This window comes from Pseudomonas sp. SMN11 (assembly GCF_052041945.1).
Lineage (GTDB): Bacteria > Pseudomonadota > Gammaproteobacteria > Pseudomonadales > Pseudomonadaceae > Aquipseudomonas.
On the sequence record NZ_JBKGGW010000009.1, the window covers coordinates 83,432 to 101,835 of the forward strand.

At 66.0% G+C, this 18,404-nt stretch carries 15 protein-coding genes; 3 read left to right on the forward strand and 12 right to left on the reverse strand.

Annotated features, from left to right (window positions below; genetic code table 11):
• Positions 1-7: 7 nt before the first annotated feature.
• The 6 genes from ACLEJU_RS11060 to ACLEJU_RS11085 all read right to left on the reverse strand — a co-directional run bounded on the left by ACLEJU_RS11060 (position 8) and on the right by ACLEJU_RS11085 (position 7,908).
• On the reverse strand, positions 8-1,861 hold the full coding sequence (locus ACLEJU_RS11060) for a DUF1302 domain-containing protein (RefSeq protein WP_435422261.1): 1,854 nt from the start codon (positions 1,859-1,861) through the stop codon (positions 8-10).
• Positions 1,862-2,035: 174 nt separating this feature from the next.
• Positions 2,036-3,220 carry an acetyl-CoA C-acyltransferase gene (locus ACLEJU_RS11065; protein ID WP_435422260.1) on the reverse strand — a complete coding sequence of 395 codons (1,185 nt, stop codon included), beginning with the start codon at positions 3,218-3,220 and terminating at the stop codon, positions 2,036-2,038.
• Positions 3,221-3,241: 21 nt separating this feature from the next.
• Positions 3,242-3,676, reverse strand: coding sequence for an acyl-CoA thioesterase (locus ACLEJU_RS11070; RefSeq protein ID WP_435422259.1), 435 nt, complete (start codon positions 3,674-3,676; stop codon positions 3,242-3,244).
• Between the two features lie 2 nt (positions 3,677-3,678).
• Positions 3,679-4,842 (reverse strand): iron-containing alcohol dehydrogenase, encoded by a 1,164-nt coding sequence (locus tag ACLEJU_RS11075; protein ID WP_435422313.1) that lies wholly within the window; start codon positions 4,840-4,842, stop codon positions 3,679-3,681.
• A 43-nt stretch (positions 4,843-4,885) separates the two neighbouring features.
• A complete protein-coding gene (locus ACLEJU_RS11080) occupies positions 4,886-6,673 on the reverse strand; it encodes an acyl-CoA dehydrogenase C-terminal domain-containing protein (RefSeq protein ID WP_435422258.1) in 1,788 nt (595 codons plus the stop codon).
• Positions 6,670-7,908 (reverse strand): 3-hydroxyacyl-CoA dehydrogenase NAD-binding domain-containing protein, encoded by a 1,239-nt coding sequence (locus tag ACLEJU_RS11085; protein WP_440776681.1) that lies wholly within the window; start codon positions 7,906-7,908, stop codon positions 6,670-6,672. Before ACLEJU_RS11085 ends, ACLEJU_RS11080 begins: the two co-directional genes overlap by 4 nt.
• 100 nt (positions 7,909-8,008) lie before the next feature.
• Between ACLEJU_RS11085 and ACLEJU_RS11090 the strand changes: the two genes are divergently transcribed.
• The gene (locus ACLEJU_RS11090) at positions 8,009-8,908 is read left to right on the forward strand and encodes a LysR family transcriptional regulator (RefSeq protein WP_435422256.1); all 900 of its coding nucleotides are present in this window, start codon (positions 8,009-8,011) and stop codon (positions 8,906-8,908) included.
• 101 nt (positions 8,909-9,009) lie between these two features.
• The gene (locus tag ACLEJU_RS11095) at positions 9,010-10,968 is read left to right on the forward strand and encodes an alkyl/aryl-sulfatase (RefSeq protein WP_435422255.1); all 1,959 of its coding nucleotides are present in this window, start codon (positions 9,010-9,012) and stop codon (positions 10,966-10,968) included.
• An 18-nt stretch (positions 10,969-10,986) separates the two neighbouring features.
• On the opposite strand, the gene ACLEJU_RS11100 is transcribed toward ACLEJU_RS11095, so the two are convergent.
• The 3 genes from ACLEJU_RS11100 to ACLEJU_RS11110 are packed head-to-tail and all read right to left on the reverse strand — an operon-like array spanning position 10,987 to position 13,015.
• On the reverse strand, positions 10,987-11,286 hold the full coding sequence (locus ACLEJU_RS11100; protein ID WP_435422254.1) for a DUF202 domain-containing protein: 300 nt from the start codon (positions 11,284-11,286) through the stop codon (positions 10,987-10,989).
• Positions 11,276-11,665 carry a YidH family protein gene (locus ACLEJU_RS11105; RefSeq protein WP_435422253.1) on the reverse strand — a complete coding sequence of 130 codons (390 nt, stop codon included), beginning with the start codon at positions 11,663-11,665 and terminating at the stop codon, positions 11,276-11,278. The genes ACLEJU_RS11100 and ACLEJU_RS11105 overlap by 11 nt, the downstream gene beginning before the upstream one ends.
• A gap of 12 nt (positions 11,666-11,677) precedes the next feature.
• Positions 11,678-13,015, reverse strand: a complete 1,338-nt coding sequence (locus ACLEJU_RS11110) for a DUF1329 domain-containing protein (protein WP_435422252.1) — start codon at positions 13,013-13,015, stop codon at positions 11,678-11,680.
• A gap of 150 nt (positions 13,016-13,165) precedes the next feature.
• Between ACLEJU_RS11110 and ACLEJU_RS11115 the strand changes: the two genes are divergently transcribed.
• The gene (locus ACLEJU_RS11115; RefSeq protein WP_435422251.1) at positions 13,166-14,128 is read left to right on the forward strand and encodes a LysR family transcriptional regulator; all 963 of its coding nucleotides are present in this window, start codon (positions 13,166-13,168) and stop codon (positions 14,126-14,128) included.
• On the opposite strand, the gene ACLEJU_RS11120 is transcribed toward ACLEJU_RS11115, so the two are convergent.
• The 3 genes from ACLEJU_RS11120 to ACLEJU_RS11130 form a co-directional block, all read right to left on the reverse strand.
• Positions 14,113-15,423: an MFS transporter gene (locus ACLEJU_RS11120; RefSeq protein WP_435422250.1), complete on the reverse strand. Its 1,311-nt coding sequence runs from the start codon at positions 15,421-15,423 to the stop codon at positions 14,113-14,115. The genes ACLEJU_RS11115 and ACLEJU_RS11120 overlap by 16 nt on opposite strands.
• Before the next feature lie 64 nt (positions 15,424-15,487).
• Entirely contained in the window at positions 15,488-16,651 is a 1,164-nt protein-coding gene (locus tag ACLEJU_RS11125; protein ID WP_435422249.1) for an acyl-CoA dehydrogenase family protein, read from the reverse strand.
• A 15-nt stretch (positions 16,652-16,666) separates the two neighbouring features.
• Entirely contained in the window at positions 16,667-18,214 is a 1,548-nt protein-coding gene (locus ACLEJU_RS11130) for an AMP-binding protein (protein ID WP_435422248.1), read from the reverse strand.
• Positions 18,215-18,404 lie beyond the last annotated feature (190 nt).

Below are 18,404 nucleotides of genomic sequence, written 5' to 3' on the forward strand. Positions count from 1 at the left end.
GGTTGCCTTAGAAGTTGGCGCCTACGCTGAACGCCACATAATCGCGGTCGCCGCGGGTGCCGTAATCGCCGTCGAGGTAATCGGTATAGGCCACGCTGGCCCAGTACTGGCTGGCCAGGCTGACGTCCACGCCCAGGCTGATCGAGCGAGAGCCTTCATTAAAGGCCGAGCTATCCGCCGGTGAGTAACCCTTGACGTCATGGGCCCAGGCCAGGCCTGGGCGAATGTCCAGGCCTTGGATCAGGTTGGGGTAGCTCCAGGTCGCGCGCAGGCGGTAGCCCCATGAAAAGGGTGTGACAAAGCCCTTGTCGTTGCAGTCGCCCGGGCTTTTCGAGATCGCCAGGCACAGGCTGTTGTCGGCCAGTTCACCATTGCCATAGGCACCTGAGCGCCCATAGCGCGGGCCGCCCCCACCCTCCAGCCCGCCGACATAGGTGGCACCCACCTCGCCCATCAACAGCAGCTGGTTGGCTCCCATGACCTGGCTGAACGCCTGCACGGCCGACACCTGGGCCTGGGTCACCTCCTTGCGCCGGTAACCGTCGAACGGCGTGTTGTCGGTCGCAGGACGCAGGCCATCGGCATTCAGCGGGCTACGACCGGGGGCATTGAGCAATGACTGCAGCACATCGTTGCCATTGAGCTGGACCGGCATGTTCGGCCTGTAGCTCAGCTCCCCTTGCACTGCGGTGCCGTTGCGCAGGGTGGTGGCGAAGGTAAGCCCGTACAGGCGGATGTCCTCGGGGTATTGCGCTCGGTACTGCGAGGTACCCATGCGCAGCGCGCCGGCCAGGGTTTGTCCGTTGCTGGATGCCAGAAAGGCGCCGCAATTGGCCAGCGCTACACCGACATTGCCGCACAGTTCCCTGGCAAAGCCCGTATTGGCGTAATAGCGGCTGCTGACCGTGCCCAGATAGGGCGAGCGGCTGTGGTAATTGGCGGCGAACAGGCCGAACTCCGTATCCAGTGGCTCAACGTACCAGTGCAGCGAAAAACCCCATTGGCCGCCGTTGCGCGCATCCTGGTCGGCCCCCCGGGGCACACGCACGCCCTCCTCCGTCAGCGTCACATCGAATGGATCCAGGGCCTGCGAAACCGCCGGGTTGGTCACCATCTGCCCGCCGACATCCAGACCTTTGCAGCCCTCGGGCATGAAGTCGTTGCCGGAGAAGAACGTTGCACAGTTGTCCAGCCGTGTCTGCTCCCAGTCCAGCTGGTAAAAGGCATCGAAAGACAGCGCATGGTTGAGGTTCTGCGTGACATACAGCAGGTTGACCGGCGCCAGGGCGTCTTTCACCTCCGAGCCTGGCCGGCGCAGCGCGGCCTGGTTGTAAGGATTGATCACATTCAGTCCGCCCTGGATGAACAGGCTTTCCCCCCAGTTGACCACCTGTTTGCCCACGCGCAGCGAACCGGGCTCACCGTCAATGTCGTAAAGGGCGTAGGCGAACGCATCGAGCAGCTCCGCACCAGCGGTTTTCGCCGAGACCTGGCGGTTGCGGTCGTCGATGTCGACTGCTCGCTGGCTGTGGTCGCGCTGCGCAATGTCATACCAGTAGGTGCCACGCAGGAATACACCAACATCATCACGCCGCAGCTCCAGGTCGTGGGTGCCCTTGAAGATCGTCGAAAATACATCGCCCGACCGGTAGTTGCGCCGCCCGTCGTTGCCATTGGCGGCCTGCAACTGCTGTTTGTCGGGGTTGGCAGTGCTTACGGCGGTACCGAACGACAAGGCAGAGTCGAAACGCCCTTGCAGTGGGCCAACGTCGAATTGGACGCCCGCAACCGGGGTGGCAAGCAGGCAGCACAAGGCCGCCAACGGCGCGCGGCGCCGGCAGAATAGAAGGGTTGCGCTCACTCTTAACCTCTTGTTGTTTTATTAGAGAGGGAAATGATGGGTTCAGCGCGGACGCGCCGGCCGCCCAGGCCGGCGGTGTCGGTGACGAGCAGTATCAGAGAGGTTTGATTACGCTCACAAATAGCGTCTTCGGATCAATGCCATGCCGGTTCGTTATGGCCCGATGGCGGTGCTTCAGATCACCTCGAACAAACCTGCCGCGCCCATGCCACCGCCAACGCACATGCTCACCACCACATAGCGAACCTTGCGCCGGCGGCCTTCGAGCAAGGCATGCCCAACCATGCGCGCACCGCTCATGCCATAGGGGTGGCCGATGGCGATGGCCCCACCGTTGACGTTGAGCCGCGCCGGGTCGATGCCCAGGTGTTCGGCGCAGTAGAGCACCTGACAGGCGAATGCCTCGTTGATCTCCCACAGCCCGATGTCCTCGACCCGCAACGCGTGGCGCGCCAGCAGGCGCGGTATCGCCAGCACCGGGCCAATGCCCATTTCCTCCGGGGCCAGGCCGACCACCGCCATGCCACGGTAAAGCCCCAGCGGCTGACAGCCCGCGCGTGCCGCCCGGGCACCGCTCATCAGCACACAGGCGCTCGCACCATCGGACAACTGGCTGGCATTGCCTGCGGTCACGCAGCCGCCCTCGATCACCGGTTGCAGGGCCTCGAGGTCCGCCAGTCCGGTCTGCGGGCGGTTACCTTCGTCCTGGCTCAGGTGCACGCGTTCGTGGGACTGGATGCCAGTGGCCTTGTCCACGATCCTGCGCTGCGCCGTGACCGGCACGATCTCATCAGCGAACAGCCCGGCCTCCTGCGCTGCCGCTGTTCGCTGCTGCGACAGCAAGGCGTAACGGTCCTGTGCGTGGCGATCGATGCCATAGCGTTTGGCGACATGCTCGGCCGTGTTCAGCATGGGCATGTAGGCGTGCTCGCACAGGCGCCGCACTGTGGCGTCCTGGGCGGCATTGGCGGCCTGCATGTGCGCCTGTTGCACCAGGCTGATCTGCTCCTGCCCAGCCCCAACCACCACCTGCATGCCCTCACCGCGGATCTGCTGAGCGCCGATGGCGATGGCCATCAGTCCTGAGGCGCATTGGCGGTCGATGGTCTGCCCGGCCACCGACTGCGGCAAGCCGGCCGCCAGGGCCGATAAGCGCGCCGGGTTGATGGCGGCGGTCCCGCTTTGCATGGCGGTGCCCAGCACCAGGTCTTCGACCTCGCCCGGCTCCACACCGGCGCGCTCGACGGCGGCGCGGATGGCAATGGCGCTCATGCTGGGTGTGGTGAGGTCGTTGAACGCGCCGCGCCAAGCCTTGGCGATGGGCGTGCGTGCGGTGGATACGATGACGGCGTCTTGCATGAAACGGCTCTCCTTCGGCAATTACACCGGCAGCAGGCTTTCGTAGGCGCTGCGCAATTTCGCGGGAATAGTGACCGGGCGGTTGTTGCGGCGATCGACGAAGACATGGGTGAAACGGCCAGCGGCGCAGGCCTCGGGCTCGCCCTCGACGAACACGGCCAGGGCGTAGTGCACCGAACTGTTGCCCAACCGTTCGACGGCGATGCCCACCTCGATGCGTTGCGGGAAGGCGACGGCGGCAAAATAGTCGCAGGCGGACCTGGCCACGTAGGCCACCACCGGGTCGTGGTGGATATCGAGGCCGGCGTGCTCGATCAACCAGGTATTCACGGCACTGTCGAAAAACCCGTAATACACAACGTTGTTCACATGCCCATACAAGTCGTTGTCATGCCAGCGCGTGGTGATCGGCTGGAAGTGGCGGTAGGCGCCGCGCAGCGGGCGTTCCCTGGCCATGTTCAAAACGCCGCCTGATAGAGGGCCAATGCGTCGTCGAGGGTAACCTTGCGCGGGTTGTTGACCAGCAACCGTTGCTGTTGCAGGGCATCCTCGGCCAGCAATGGCAGGCTGTGACGCGGTACCCCGACATCTCGCAGCCGGCTGGGCAGGCCGCAGCGTGGCGCCAGCTGCTCCAGCTCATCGATGAACTGGTTACACAGCTCATGCGGGTCGCCAGGCAGCAACCGGTCGCCCAGCAGTGCCGGGGCCAGCGCGGCATAGTCGGCGAACGCTTCGCGACGGTTGAAGCGCATCACGTGGGGTAGCACCAGCGCATTGGCCAGCCCATGCGGCACGTGGTAACGCGCCCCCAATGGGTAGGCCAGCGCATGCACCGCCGCCACCGGCGCGTTGGCAAACGCCTGCCCGGCCAGGCAGGCACCCAGCAGCATGGCCTGGCGCGCCGCCAGGTTGCCGCCGTTGTGCACCGCCTGGTCGAGGTTGCCGGCCAGCAGCGCCAGCGCCTCACGGGCCAACAGGCTGGACAGCGGGTTGCGCTTGAACTGGCTGGTGGTGGCTTCGATGGCATGGACCATGGCATCGATCCCCGTGGCGGCGGTGATCGCCGGGGGCAGACCGAGGGTGCGCTCGGCGTCGAGCAACGCCAGGTCGGGCAGCAACAGGGGTGAAATCACCGCCATCTTGGCCGCCTCGCCGGTGGTGATCACGGCCACGGGTGTGACCTCCGACCCCGTCCCGGCGGTGGTCGGCACCTGAATCAGCGGCAGGCGCTGGCCTTTGGCCTGGTCGATGCCGTAGACCGCCTCCAGGGTCTGGTCACAGGCCGGGTGCGCCAGGAGCGCCACCAGCTTGGCGACATCCATGGAGCTGCCGCCACCGAAGCCGACGATCAGCTCGGCGCCGATATGCTGCGCCCGAGCGACGGCCGACAGCACGCAGGCGTGGCTGGGGTCGGCGCTGACCTCGCTGAAGATCGCCACGCTCAGGCGGGCCTGGGTGAACCCTGGCAGCAAGTCATCGAGCATGCCCAGGTTGACGATGCCCGGGTCGGTGACGATCAGCACGCGGCGTACGCCGCGATGCTGGCACAACTGCGCCAAGCGCCCGGCGGCGCCGGGTTCGCACAGTAGATGGGGGGTGGTGGCAAAACCGAAAGGCTGCATGTTCATGTTCCTCTTGTTCTTGTGGGTGAACAGCCGTGCCAGGTCAAAAGGCGAAGTGCGCTTCATCCAGGCTCATCAGGCACTGCGCGCCGCCGCGCACGGCCTCGCAGTGGGCACTCGCGCGCGGCAACACCCGCCGCCAGTAAAAGGCTGCAGCCTGCAACTTGGCCTGGTAGAAGACACTGTCCTGGCTGCCTGCGGCCAAGGCCGCGCTGGCGGTTTCGGCCGCCCGCAGCCACAGCGCGGCCAGCAGCACGTAGCCGGAATAGGCGAGAAAATCCACCGACACCGCGCCGATTTCCTGCGGGTCGCAGCGGCAGACGTCGAGCACCTCGGCGCTCAGGTTGCGCCATTCCTGCAGGCGCTGGGCAACCGCCTGGGCCATGCCGGCCAGCGCGTCTGCGCGGCAGTTACGTGCCGCTTCAAGCAACTCATCGATCAGCAGGCGCAGCTGCTCGCCGCCGTCGCCAAGCAGCTTGCGGCGGATCAGGTCCAATGCCTGAATGCCGTTGGTGCCCTCATACAGCTGGGTGATGCGGCTGTCGCGCATCAGTTGCTCCATGCCCCATTCGCGGATGTAGCCATGCCCGCCGTACAGCTGCACGCCCAGGCTGGCAGTCTCCTGGCCGACATCGGTGAGGAAGGCCTTGACGATGGGGATCAGCAACGCTGCCCGGCGCCCGGCAGCCGCCTGCACTTCAGGCTGCAAAGCGCCGTGCTCCAGGTCCAGCGCTTGGGCGGCAAAGGCCGCCAGCATGCGGCAACCTTCGCTGAGGGTTTTCTGGGTCAGCAGCATGCGCCGCACGTCAGGGTGGCAGATGATCGGGTCGGCACTGCGCTCGGGCGCTACCGGCCCTGCCAGGCTGCGCGACTGCAAGCGCTCGCGGGCATAGGCCAGGCCACCCTGGAAGGCCGCCTCGGCGATGCCCAGCCCCTGCAGGCCGACCTGGAAGCGCGCGTCGTTCATCATGGTGAACATGCACGCCAGGCCCTGGTTGGCCTCCCCCACCAGCCAGCCACGGGCGCCATCGAAATTCATCACGCAGGTCGCCGCGCCCTTGATGCCCATTTTGTGCTCGAGCGCGCCGCATTCGACTGCATTGCGCGGGCCCAGCCCTGCGCCTTCGGTGCATTCGAACTTGGGCACCAGGAACAGGCTGATGCCACGCACACCGGCCGGCGCATCCGGCAGGCGCGCCAGCACCAGGTGGACGATGTTGTCGGTGAGGTCCTGGTCGCCGCCGCTGATGAAGATCTTGCTACCGCTGATGCGGTAGCTGCCATCGCCCTGCGGCTCGGCACGGGTACGCAACAGCGCCAGGTCTGTACCGGCCTGCGGCTCGGTCAGGCACATGGTGCCGGCCCATTCGCCGCTGACCAGCTTGCCCAGGTAATCGCGCTTGAGCGCTGCGCTGCCATGCCGGTGCAAGGCCAGCACGGCGCCCTCGGTCAGGCCGGAATAGATCCGAAACGACAGCGACGCGCCCATCAGCATTTCGTGAAAGCAGGCCGAAACCATTTGCGGCAGGCCCTGGCCATCATGTTCCAGCGGGCCGGTCATGCCACCCCAGCCCTGCTCCACATACTGCCGGTAAGCCTGGCGAAAGCCATCCGGTGTGCGCACGCTGCCTTGCTCCAGGCGGCAGCCCTGCTCATCGCCCAGGCGGTTGAGCGGCGAAACCACTTCGCCGGCAAAGCGTGCACCCTGCTCAAGAATGCCATCGATGGTTTCGCGGTCCAGCTCATTGCCCAGGCGGGCACAGTGCGCCGTCACATCGAAAAGTTCGTGCAGCACGAAGTGCATGTCACGTTGGGGGGCTCGGTAGTTCATGCGCGGCCCTCGCGGACGTCGGCCAGCTGTTTGCCCTCGGCCACCAGGCGCATCAGCAACCCGGCCGGGCGCCAGTGCTCGCCGAACAGGCCCTGCAAGCGTTCCAGGCGTGCCAGCAGCAAGCCCAGGGCCTGCTGGTCAGCCCAGCGCATCGGCCCGCCGACCTCGTGCGGGAAGCCGTAGCCATGCAGGTACACCCGGTCGATGTCAGCGCTGCAGCTGGCCACCGTTTCCTCGAGAATTTTCGCGCCCTCGTTGACCAGCGCCAGCAGGCAGCGCTCGCGGATTTCCTCGTCGTCGATCGCGCGCCGGTGCACGCCCAGGTCCTGGGCGACTTTGAGCACCAACGCATCGACCTCGGGGTCGTGCACGGCTTCACGGCTGCCGGGGGCATAACGGTAGTAACCCTGGCCGCTTTTCTGGCCGAAACGCCCCAGCGCGCACAGGGCATTGTCGACCTGTACTAACGGCGCATCCATGTCTTTACCGGCCAGCTGGCGCGCACGCCACTCCAGGTCGATGCCAACCACGTCGTACATGCGAAACGGGCCCATGGCCATGCCGAACGCCTGCAGCGCCCCATCCACCTGCCGCGGCGTAGCGCCTTCGAGCAGCAGCTTGCGCGCCTCGGCCACATAGCTGGCGAGCATGCGGTTGCCGATAAAGCCCGGGCAGTTGCCGGCCACCACGACTTCCTTGCCCATGCACTGCCCAAGGGCCTGGGCCGCCTCGAGTACCTCAGGCGAAGTGCGCTCGCCGCGCACCACTTCCAACAGCTTCATCACATGCGCCGGGCTGAAGAAATGCAGCCCGAGCACCTGTTCGGGCCGGCGGGTGACGGCCGCGATGGCGTCGATGTCCAGTGCCGAGGTGTTGCTGGCCAGAATGGCGTCGGCCTTGAGCGTGCTGTCCAGGGTACGGAAGATGGCCTGCTTGAGCGCCAGGCTCTCGTACACCGCTTCGATCACCAGGTCCGCTTCGGCGAGGTCGTCATAGGCCGTTACCTGGTGCACCCGCGCCAGGCAAGCGTCGGCCTCGGCCTGATCGATACGGCCCTTGGCCACCTGCTGTGCCCAGGTTTGCGCGATCATCGCCAGGCCGACTTCGGTGGCGCTGGGATCGTTGTCCAACCACAGCACCGCGAGGCCTGCACGGGCCAGGCTGATGACGATGCCGCGGCCCATGGTGCCGGCGCCGATTACCGCCGCCTGCTGAACGTTGTAGGGAGTACTCACGGGTGACGCTCCTGATTCGAGGTGTGAAGGCATTGCCCTCACCCTAGTCAGGCGCCTACTATTTTTGAAATTCTCATTTTCCATCCCATGTATTCTTCCCATGAATATAACCAACTTCGACCTCAACCTGCTGCGCGTCCTGGATATGCTGCTGCGTGAACAGAACGTGTCACGCGCTGCCGAGCGCCTGGCGCTGACCCAGCCGACGGTAAGCAATGCGCTGTCACGCCTGCGCGACCTGCTGGGCGACCCGCTGCTGGTGCGCGTGGGCCGGCGCATGCGCCCAACCCCGCGCGCCCTGGCGCTGGAAGGCCCGATTCGCGCGGCGCTGCGGCAGATCGAACAGACCCTTGGCGCCGGCGACAGCTTCGACCCCCGACTCAGCCACCGGCAGCTGCGCATCGCCCTCACCGATTTTGCCGAACAGCTGTGCATGCCAAAGTTGCTGGTCACCTTGCAAACCCAGGCGCCGCATCTGCGCGTGGATGTGCTGCACCTCGCGCCCAATCTGCCCGCCGAAGCCCTCGATCGCGGCGAACTCGACCTGGTGCTGGGACGCTTCGATGAGGTGCCGGCGCGCTACGAGCGGCGCCACTGGCGCAGCGAAACCCTGCACGTGGCGGTGCGCCAGGGCCACCCAGAAGTGGATGGCACACTCGACCTTCAAGCGTTTCTCGCTTTGCGCCACTTGTGGGTGCACGGCGGCCAGACCCGTGGGATGGTCGACCAGTGGCTGGGAGAACAGGGCCTGGCCCGGCGCATCGTCTACACCACGCCCAATTACCTGCAGGCCGCGCACCTGGCCGCAAGCTCCGACCTGTGCGTTGTGCTGCCCACCGCCCTGGCCCACCATTTCGCCCGGCTGCTGCCACTGCAGGTATTCGACCTGCCGTTCGCCCTAGAGCCCTTCCAGCTGGAGCTGGTGTACCTTGCCCATCGCCAGCACGACCCGGCACTGGCCTGGCTGGTGACGCGCATCATGGACATCGGTGCCGGCTGAGCTATCGCATTTGGGCATGGGTGGCCATGCAAGAGTGGTATTGGTTCGCCAGCGAGCTCTGTCCTTAGAGTGTTCCCCCTCAGAACAACAAGGACCACCCCATGCGCCTACGCACACTGCCTTGCCTGCTGGCCCTGGCCCTGCCCTACCCGGCGCTGGCCGAAGGGCCGGCCAAGGACGCCAGCGACTTCACCCGCCAGAGCAATCAGCAATGGTTGCAGCGCCTGCCGTTCAACGACCGCAGCGACTTCGACAATGCCCGCCGCGGGCTGCTCGAAGCCGTCGACCAGCCCGTGGTCAATGCCGACGGCAAAACCGTCTGGGACCTGCAGCGCTATGCCTTCCTGAAAGGCGAGGCACCGGCCACGGTCAACCCGAGCCTGTGGCGCATCGCCCAGCTCAACACGCTTGCCGGGTTGTTCAAGGTCAACGAAGGCATCTACCAGGTGCGCGGCCTGGACCTGGCCAACATGACCTTGATCGAAGGCGAGCACGGCCTGATCGTGATGGACCCGCTGCTGTCGGTGGAAACCGCCAGGGCCGGGTTGGCCCTGTATTTTCGCCATCGCCCGCAGCGGCCGGTGGTGGCGGTGATCTATACCCACCCGCACGTCGATCATTTCGGGGGGGTGCGTGGGGTGATCGACGCGGCCGACGTCAAGGCCGGCAAGGTGCAGGTCATCGCCCCGCAGGGCTTCTTCGAACATGCTGTCAGCGAAAACGTGCTGGCCGGGCCGGCAATGAAGCGCCGTGCGCAGTACATGTACGGCGCGCCACTGCCACGTGGGCCACGCGGCCAGGTGGATGCCGGCCTGGGCAAGGGTGTGCCGGCCAATGCCACGGTTAGCCTGATTGCCCCGACCCGGCTGATCGAGCAGCCTTTCGAAACCCTGCGCATCGACGGTGTCGACATCGAGTTCCAGCTCACCCCTGGCACTGAAGCGCCTGCTGAAATGAACCTGTGGTTCCCTCAGTTCAAGGCCCTGTGCATGGCCGAGAACGCCTCCCACGTGCAGCACAACGTGCTGACCCTGCGCGGTGCCCATGTGCGCGATGCCAAGGTGTGGGCGCACTACCTCGACCAATCGCTGTTGCGCTATGGCGAGCAGGCCGAAGTGTTGTTTGCGCAACACCACTGGCCGACCTGGGGCGGCGCGGCGATCCGCGACTACCTGGCTGATCAGCGCGACATGTACGCCTTCATCGACAGCCAGACCCTACGCCTGATCAACCGCGGCCTTGGCCCCACCGAGATCGCCGCCGAGCTGACCACCTTGCCGCCACGGCTGGCCAGCAAATGGTACAGCCGCGACTACTACGGCTCGCTCAGCCACAACGTGCGGGCAGTGTATCAGCGCTACATGGGCTTTTATGACGGCAACCCGGCAACCCTCAACCCGTTGCCACCGAACGAGGCCGGCACGCATTACGTCAAGGCCCTGGGCGGCGCCGAGCGGGTGCTGACCCTGGCCCGTGAGGCCTACGACAGCGGTGATTACCGTTGGGTTGCCGAGCTCACCCGGCACCTGGTGTTCGCCCAGCCCGACAACAGCGCAGCGCGCGAGCTGCAGGCAGATGCCCTGGAGCAACTAGGCTACCAGAGCGAGAACGCCACCTGGCGCAACGCCTACCTGACCGGTGCGCAAGAGCTGCGCAACGGTGTGGCGCCGGCCGCCAGCAAAGGCGGCAGCGCGGACGACCTGGTACGCGCCCTGACCCCGACGCTGTTCTTCGATTACCTGGGCGTACGCGTGGATGCTGCCAAGGCCGCCGAGCAGGACCTGACCATCAACTGGCACTTCACCGACCTGAACGAAGACTACGCCCTGACCCTGCGCAACGGCGTGCTGACCCACCGCGACCACACCCGCCACGGGCAGGCGGATGTCGAGGTGAAAATGAGCAAGGCTACCCTGGACCGCATCGCCCTGAAGCAGACCGGATTTCTCAAGGAAGCAACCGTGGGTGATATCGACATCAGTGGCGAGCGCATGAGGTTCATGCGCTTCATGGCAGGGCTGGACGAGCCGGACGGGCGCTTCAATATCGTCACCCCCTGAATCACCCACAGCACCGCCCTAAAGCGGGCGGCGCAACCACACGCTCAGCACCAGGCCCGCCACCCCTAGGGCACAAAGCAGCACGCTCCATACCCCCGCGTGGCCCTGCTCGCGGTGCAGCATGCCCAGCCCGCGGCGGTACACCCCGCGCTCTCGGGCCCGGCCCAGCAGCGCCAGCAGCGCCGCCAGGCCGGCCACCACCCACATTTCGCCACGCCAGGCGATGCACGCTACCAGCAGCAGCGACACCTGCGTGCGCCGCCAGGCCAGCACCGTACGTTCGGCCTGCAGCCCAGTGTCCCCGGCGCTATCCGCCATGCCAGCGCGCCCATAGCACGCCGATCAGCGCCACGCAGGCAAGCCCGCACGCCACGCTCAGCAGCGGCACCAGGCGCGGCAACGGCAGCGGCGCCTCGCGGCGCAATGCGCGCTCCACCGCCAACCAACGCCAGCCGGCGCCCAGGCTCACCAGCAGGCTGGTGGCCAGCAACGCCAGCTCCATCGCCACGCGCCCAGACGGCGGCCAGGCATGGGCCGCAAAGGTTTCGATGGCGATGGCGCCGCCGAGCAAGGCCAGGGCGGTGCGGATCCAGGCAAGAAAGGTGCGCTCATTGGCCAGGGTAAAACGCGGGTCAGGCGCCTTGCCCTGCCCCAGCAACCAGCGCTCCCAATGGGTATGACGGTGATTGGAATTCATGAGAGCCCTGTGTCAACGCAGCCCTTGACTGCGCAATGCGCCGGGGGAGAAGTAGGAAGCACTGGTGCGCACGTCGAAGGTGTACGGTCTTGGCTGCTCGTTGGTCAGGCCAGACAGCTGGTAGCGGCCACTGCGCAGGTCGTAGATCGCCTCCATGGCGTTGACCAGCGCCTGCCCGGTCACGTGGTAGTAGCTGTGGGCCTGGGCAGTTCGCCACACCTGGCCCTTGTGGTCGAAGAAGTCCGCCTCGAGGATTGCCCAGCTGTCCTCGTCCAGGTAATAGCGGCGACTGGCGTACAGATGCTTCGCCCCAGGCTTGAGGGTGCCCACCACTTCCCACACCCGGTGCAGCTCGTAGCGGGTGGGTTGCGGGTTGACGTGCCCCGGCCCGATCAGCGCGGCATAACCGAGCAGGGGCGAAGCCAGGCGATAGCTGTTGTACGGCACATGCAGGGCCTTCTTGCCCACCAGGGTCCACTGGTAGAGGTCCGGGGCGCCGTTGAACATGTCGCGGCTGTCGGCGGTGCGCAGACCCGCCGTGCCTGGGGTGATGCTGTCATAGGCCAGCGCCGGGGCGCGCCGCACCCGCCGCTGGCTGCTGCTGTACAGCCACGAGAGACGCGGCTGGGCCACCTGATCGAGGGTTTCGTGCAGCACCACAGCATCGCCCGCGAGGCGCGAGGGCGCGGTCATGCGGTAACTCAGGTAATACAGCACGTTGCCCGCTTGGCCGCCTTCCAGAACGTCGGGGCGGGCGAAGTTCTGTTGCAGGCTCATCGTCGCGAAGCGGCCATCGCCACGCGGGGTGATGCTGTCCGAAGCCAGGCGGTAACTGCCATTGCGCGGCCGAGTGAGGTGGTTCCACAGCACCTGCAGGCCATTCTCGGGCTTGGGGAATGCCACTACACCGGCAAAGCCCTCCACGCCGTTGCCGTCGTTGACCAGCCGGGCACTGGCCGCATTGTGCCGGGCCCACTCGCCCACGGGTGGCGGCACCGCGACACTGCGATGGGAGGGATACACCGGCAGGCGGAACGACTGGGGGTAGCGCTGCATCAAGGCCACCTGCCCCGCCGTCAGCTGCTCCCGGTACTGGGTGTAGTTGTTGGCGGTGATCACATACAGCGGCTGCTCATCGGCGTACGGGTCCAGCGGCGTGCCGTTGACCGCCAGCGACACTTGCCCCGCCTGCAGGCCGCCGTTCCAGGCCGGTATGCGGCCGTCGCTGCCGGGCCCGCGTTCGGCCCCCACCGGCGTCAAGTCTGCGGGCAGTGGCATGGCCGCCACGTACAGGCTCAGCAGGCTGGCGTTGACAAACAGGAACATGCGCAGCAGGGCGAAGGGTTTCATCGGGCTTGGCCTCTTGTTGTTGTGGTGTCCGGGCCGGGCTTGCCTTGGCACGCCCTTTCGGGGTGATACTAGGAGCCGCGCTTCGAACCCCACAAATAACGTGTTCGGATACGTGCCATATCAGTTCGGCATACCCTTGGAACCGCTCCGATGACCCTGAAACAGCTCCGCTACCTGATCGCCATCGTCGAAGCCGGCAGCTTCTCTTCCGCTTCACGTCGCGCCTACATTGCCCAGCCGGCGTTGAGCCGGCAGATCAGCCTGCTGGAAAGCGAGCTGGAGATGCAGCTGCTCGACCGCCAGCACGATGGCATTGCCCTGACCGATGCCGGGCGCCAGCTCTACGAAGTGGCCCGGCAGGTGGTGCAGAAACTCGACTCGGTGAAGGATGAGCTGAAATCCAGCCGCGGCGACCCCAAGGGCCACGTGGCCATTTCCATCCCGGCCACGGCCGCCGACCTGCTGCTGCCAGAAATCGTCAGGCGCGCCGAACAGCGCTTCCCCGGCGTGACGCTGACCGTATGGGACGGCCTCAGCCGTGAAGGCGGCCAGGCCATTGAGCTGGGCAAGGTCGACTTCGGTGTGGTGCCCAATGCCGAGGAGCTCGACCATGTGGAGGCCGAGCCGATCTTCACCGAAGCGCTGTACTGGGTTGGCGCATCAGCCCCTGGCACCCCCGACACCATCACCCTCGCCGAAGCCGCCGCCACCCGGCTGGTGCTACCGCCCAGGACGCTGCACCTGCGCCGACGCATCGAGCAAGCCGCCATGGAAGCGGCCGTACCCCTGGCCGCTGCCTACGAGCAGCAATCGGCACCCGGCATCGCCAGCCTGGTGCGCGCCGGCCTGGCGGCGACCATCAGCAATTGGCCCCCGCTGAGCGTACTGCTCGAACCCACCGCGGCGCGGCGCATCGTCGAACCTCGCATCAGCCGCACCATCGCCTTGGCGCACTCTCAGCACAAGCCCCTGTCGTTCGCTGCCGGTTGCCTGCGCGACCTGGTGCGCAGCGTGCTGATCGACCTGGTCAACAGCGGCCGCTGGCGGGGCGAACTGATCGGCAAGGAGGCCGAGGCGCTGGAGTCGGTGCTCGGCGTTCAGCTGGCGGTCTGAGCGCGCGCCTGCCCGCCAGCTGCAGCCGACTCGCGCAGGCGCTGCTGGGTGCGCTGCGGGTTCATGGTGGCTAGCCCCACCAGCCCGGCTACCACCAGCACCGCGCCGCACACCAGGAAGCCCTGGGCATACCCCGCCGGGTGTTCGCTACCCGCACCTTGTACCAGCAAGCCCGTCACCACCGGCGCTGTCAACCCGGCCAGCGAGGCGATGCCGTTGCCCATGGCGAGGATGCCGCCGCGCTGGGCCGCCGGGGTGAACTCGGCGAGCATCGCCGGGCCCACGGAATACATCACCAGCGCCAGGCCACCACTGAGGGTCAGTGCGGCGACCCTTGCGGCCGTGCTCAAGCCAGGGAGCATCAGCGACGCCGACAACAACCCGCCCAGTATCAGGCACACCGAAACGAACACGCCGCGTGCCACCCGAGACTTCACGCCGCGACGCATCAGGCGCTGGGAGAACCAGGCCAGCAGCAAGCTCAGCGGCGTGGTCACGACCACGAACATGATGAAGATGCGCCCGGTCTGCAGCGGGTCGATACCCAGGCCCACCTGCAGGTAACTGGGCACCCAGGTCAGGGTGAGGGCCAGCGACCAGTTGGCGGCGAAGTGGCACAGGTAGTTGCCCAGCACGCTGGGGTCGCCCAGCAGCCTGCGATACGGAATAGCCGGCTCGTCGGCCTTGAGCTGGCTGGCACGCAGGCGCTCGAGGGTGCCCTCCTGGCCCAGCCGCCACCACAGCAGGCACCAGACCAGGCCAATCAGCGCAAGGATGATGAAATTGGTGCGCCAGCCGTAATGCAGGCTGACCCAGGGGATCATCGCCCCCGCGACCAGCAGGCCCATGGCACTGCCGGCATGCAGCAGGGCCACCGGCAGGTTGCGCCGGTCGTTGGGGAACCACTTGTACAGCGCATGGGTGGCCACCGGCGATGCCGGCCCCTCACCAATACCCAGCAGCACACGGCAGGCGACGATGGCCCACAGTGAGGTGGCAAACAGCATCGGCAGCTGGATCAGCGCCCAGAACAGGCCCATGCCCAGCAGCAAGGTGCGGGTGGGGCGCCGGTTGGCCATGAAGCCACCGACCACGGCGGAGATCGCGAAAAACCAATGCAAGGCGCCGCCTATCAGGCCGAACTCGGTGGCCGTGAGGCCCAGTTCGGCGCTCATCGGCACCGCCACCAGGCCGATCACCACCTTGTCGAGAAAGTTGACCAGCATCAGCAGGGCCAGCAACGCGGCCACCAGCCAGGCGGTACGGGGGTTGGGCAGGGAAGAATCCGCAGTCATGGCGAGTACTCTTGTTATTGTTGTGGGGTGTTGCAAAAAGGCCGCCGCAAGGGCGGCCCGTCGTTCAGGCAGGCATCAGCACGCCTTTGGCGATGGTGTTGCGCTGGATCTCGCTGGTACCGGTGAGGATACGCATCATCCGCGTGGCACGGAAAATCCACTCCACCGGGTGGCCCTGCATCAGGCCAGCGCCGCCGTGCACCTGCACTGCCTTGTCGGCGATGCGGAAGGCAGCCTCGGAGACGAACAGCTTGCACATCGGCGCCTGGGTGCGGATATCGCCACCTGCGTCGTTCACCTGGGCCGTGGCGTAGACCATGCTGCGCGCAGCGTGCAGCTCGGTGGCCATGTCAGCGATCATGTGGTTGACCGCCTGGAACATGGCGATCGGCTGGCCGAACTGCTTGCGGCTGCGTGCATGCTCGATCGACAGGTTCAGCGCCAGGCCGGCCATCCCCAGCAGGGTCGGGCAATGCAGCAGGCGGTTGAGGGTGATGCGCCCCATGGCCAGTTTGAACCCCTGCCCCTCTTCACCGATCAGGTTGGCCGCGGGCACGCGTACCTGGTCGAGCACGATGTCGCCGTGGGCACCGCCACCGGACATCACCGAGTAATCGCTGTCGATTCGCACACCCGGGGCGTTGAGGTCGACGAAGAACGCCGAAATGCCCTGGGCGCCCTTCCCCGGCCCGGTCACCGCCAGCAGCACCGCCAGGTCGGCGTAGGTGGCACCAGAGATGTAACGCTTGCTGCCGCTGATCACATAGTGGTCGCCGTCGCGGCGCGCCTGGGTAGTAATGGCGGTGGCATCGGAGCCGGCCTCGGCTTCGGTCAGGGCAAAGCACACGGCCTTTTCAGCGCGGCACACTGGGTTGAGAAAGGTCTCGACCTGGTAGGGGCTGGCCACCTTGAACAGGTGGCCGACCCGCGGCGGCCCCGACAGCTCACCCAACACGTGTGAGGCGAGCATGGAGCCTGTCAGCACCGTGGCCTCCTTGACCGCGCACAGGTCAGCCACGTTCAGGCCGGCCCCGCCCATGCTTTCAGGCAGCATGACGGAGTACAGGCCCTGCTCGCTGGAAAGCTTCCATACCTGCCGCAGCACCGGCTGGGGGTGCGGGCGCGCCCAGTCCAGCTGTGCCTGCTGCTCCAGCGGGCGTACCTGATCGCGGACGAAACCCTCGATCGCTTCGATAATCTGCGCAGCCTTTGCACTGGGTTGATACATGGTGATGCTCCCTGGTCAGATACGACGTTCACTGTGTTGCCAGTAGGTGTCCCGGACCAGGCGGCGCACCACCTTGCCATTGGGGTTTTTCGGCAGTTCGCTGACAAAATCGACGCCGCGCGGCTTCTTGAAACCGGCCAGCGCACGGCCGCAACGCTCGATCAGCTCGGCGGCCTGCAGTTGCGCCCCGGGCTTGAGCACGACCACCGCGCGTACCGCTTCGCCCCACTGCGCGTCGGGCACGCCGACCACCGCCACCTCGAACACTTCGGGGAAGCCGTAGATCACCTGCTCCACTTCGCTGGGGTACACGTTGAACCCGCCGGAGATGATCATTTCCTTCTTGCGATCGACGATGAACACGTACCCCTGGGCATCGACGGTGGCCAGGTCGCCGGTAAGGTAGTAACCGTCACGCATCACTTCGGCGGTGAGCGCCGGGGCGCGCCAGTAGCCCTGCATCACGTCGGGGCCCTTGACCACGATCTCGCCGACTTCACCCGGAGCCACATCCTCGAACGCCTCGTTGACCACCCGCAGGTCGGTCTCGAAGTAGCACCGCCCGCAGGAGGCCAGGCGCTGATAATCGCCGTCTTCCACCAAGTGGTCCTGCTCGGTCAGCACGGTGATCAGCGAACAGGTTTCACCGGCGCCGTAACCTTGCGCCAGAATCGGCCCGAACAGTTCGATGGCCTTTTTCACCAGGGCAGGTGCCATGGGCGCGGCGCCATACATGACCAGCTTGAGGCTCGACAGGTCAAAGCGTTCGACGCCGGGGTAATTGACCAGGCGGTTGATCATCGCCGGCACCAGGAACAGCCGCGTCACCCGTTCGCGCTGGATGGTCTCCAGCAACAGGCGGTCGTCATAACGGTCGAGCAGCAGGTTACAGGCGCCCACCGCCAGCAGCGGCATGATCTGCATGCCGCTGGCATGGGTGATGGGCCCCACGTGGGCCATGACGTCGCCCGGCCCGGAGCGCCGTGTCGGGCTGGCAATGCTTTTGCGTACCAGTGCCTTGCGGTTGCCGAACGACAGCATGGCGGCTTTCAGCACGCCGGAGCTGCCGGAGGTGTAATGCAGCACGGCCAGCGCATCGTCAGCCGGGTCCAGGCCCAGCGGTGCCTCACTGCCTCGATCAAGCAACGCGGCATAACCCAGGTCACCGCCCTCGCCTTCCAGCACGATCAGTTGGCGCAGCAGCGGCAACTCCGCACGCCGCAATGACAGCGCCTGGGCAAAACTGGCATCGGTGATCAGTGCAACGCTGCAGGAGTCTTCCAGCACCCGCACCACTTCATCCACTGACAGCCGGGCATTGATCGGCACCTTGACCATCGCCGCCTTGTACAGCGCCACTTCCGCTTCCACCAGCTCCACGCGGTTGGCCGCGAGGATCGCCACATGCTCGCCGATGGCCACGCCCAGAGTGCCCAGCCCTGAGGCCAGGCGGTTGCTGCGACGTTCCAGCTCGGCGTAGGTCAGGCGCGCCTGGCAGTCCGCCACGGCAATCTGATCAGGCCAGTAGCGGGCACTTCGGGTAATGATCGTTCCAAGGTTCACGTTGTTGTTCTCGTCGACAGGAAGACATCGACGATGCTAATCAGCTGTGCGCGTGCAGATGAAATACAAGATTCAGATGTAGGCCATAACTTTATTGGCTGGCGTAAGGTCCAGACACGTTGGGGCTGGCGATCAGTTGGGATATGGCAGTCATTGTTTGGGACAGCGTTGTTTCATGAGAGAGCGATTT

Coding starts and splice junctions, on each gene's coding strand:
- ACLEJU_RS11065 (WP_435422260.1), bottom strand. CDS start 3,220: ATGCAAGACGCCGTCATCGTATCCACCGCACGCACGCCCATCGCCAAG.
- ACLEJU_RS11070 (WP_435422259.1), bottom strand. CDS start 3,676: ATGGCCAGGGAACGCCCGCTGCGCGGCGCCTACCGCCACTTCCAGCCG.
- ACLEJU_RS11080 (WP_435422258.1), bottom strand. CDS start 6,673: ATGAACTACCGAGCCCCCCAACGTGACATGCACTTCGTGCTGCACGAA.
- ACLEJU_RS11120 (WP_435422250.1), bottom strand. CDS start 15,423: ATGACTGCGGATTCTTCCCTGCCCAACCCCCGTACCGCCTGGCTGGTG.
- ACLEJU_RS11125 (WP_435422249.1), bottom strand. CDS start 16,651: ATGTATCAACCCAGTGCAAAGGCTGCGCAGATTATCGAAGCGATCGAG.
- ACLEJU_RS11075 (WP_435422313.1), bottom strand. CDS start 4,842: ATGCAGCCTTTCGGTTTTGCCACCACCCCCCATCTACTGTGCGAACCC.
- ACLEJU_RS11115 (WP_435422251.1), top strand. CDS start 13,166: ATGACCCTGAAACAGCTCCGCTACCTGATCGCCATCGTCGAAGCCGGC.
- ACLEJU_RS11100 (WP_435422254.1), bottom strand. CDS start 11,286: ATGGCGGATAGCGCCGGGGACACTGGGCTGCAGGCCGAACGTACGGTG.
- ACLEJU_RS11095 (WP_435422255.1), top strand. CDS start 9,010: ATGCGCCTACGCACACTGCCTTGCCTGCTGGCCCTGGCCCTGCCCTAC.
- ACLEJU_RS11110 (WP_435422252.1), bottom strand. CDS start 13,015: ATGAAACCCTTCGCCCTGCTGCGCATGTTCCTGTTTGTCAACGCCAGC.
- ACLEJU_RS11090 (WP_435422256.1), top strand. CDS start 8,009: ATGAATATAACCAACTTCGACCTCAACCTGCTGCGCGTCCTGGATATG.
- ACLEJU_RS11105 (WP_435422253.1), bottom strand. CDS start 11,665: ATGAATTCCAATCACCGTCATACCCATTGGGAGCGCTGGTTGCTGGGG.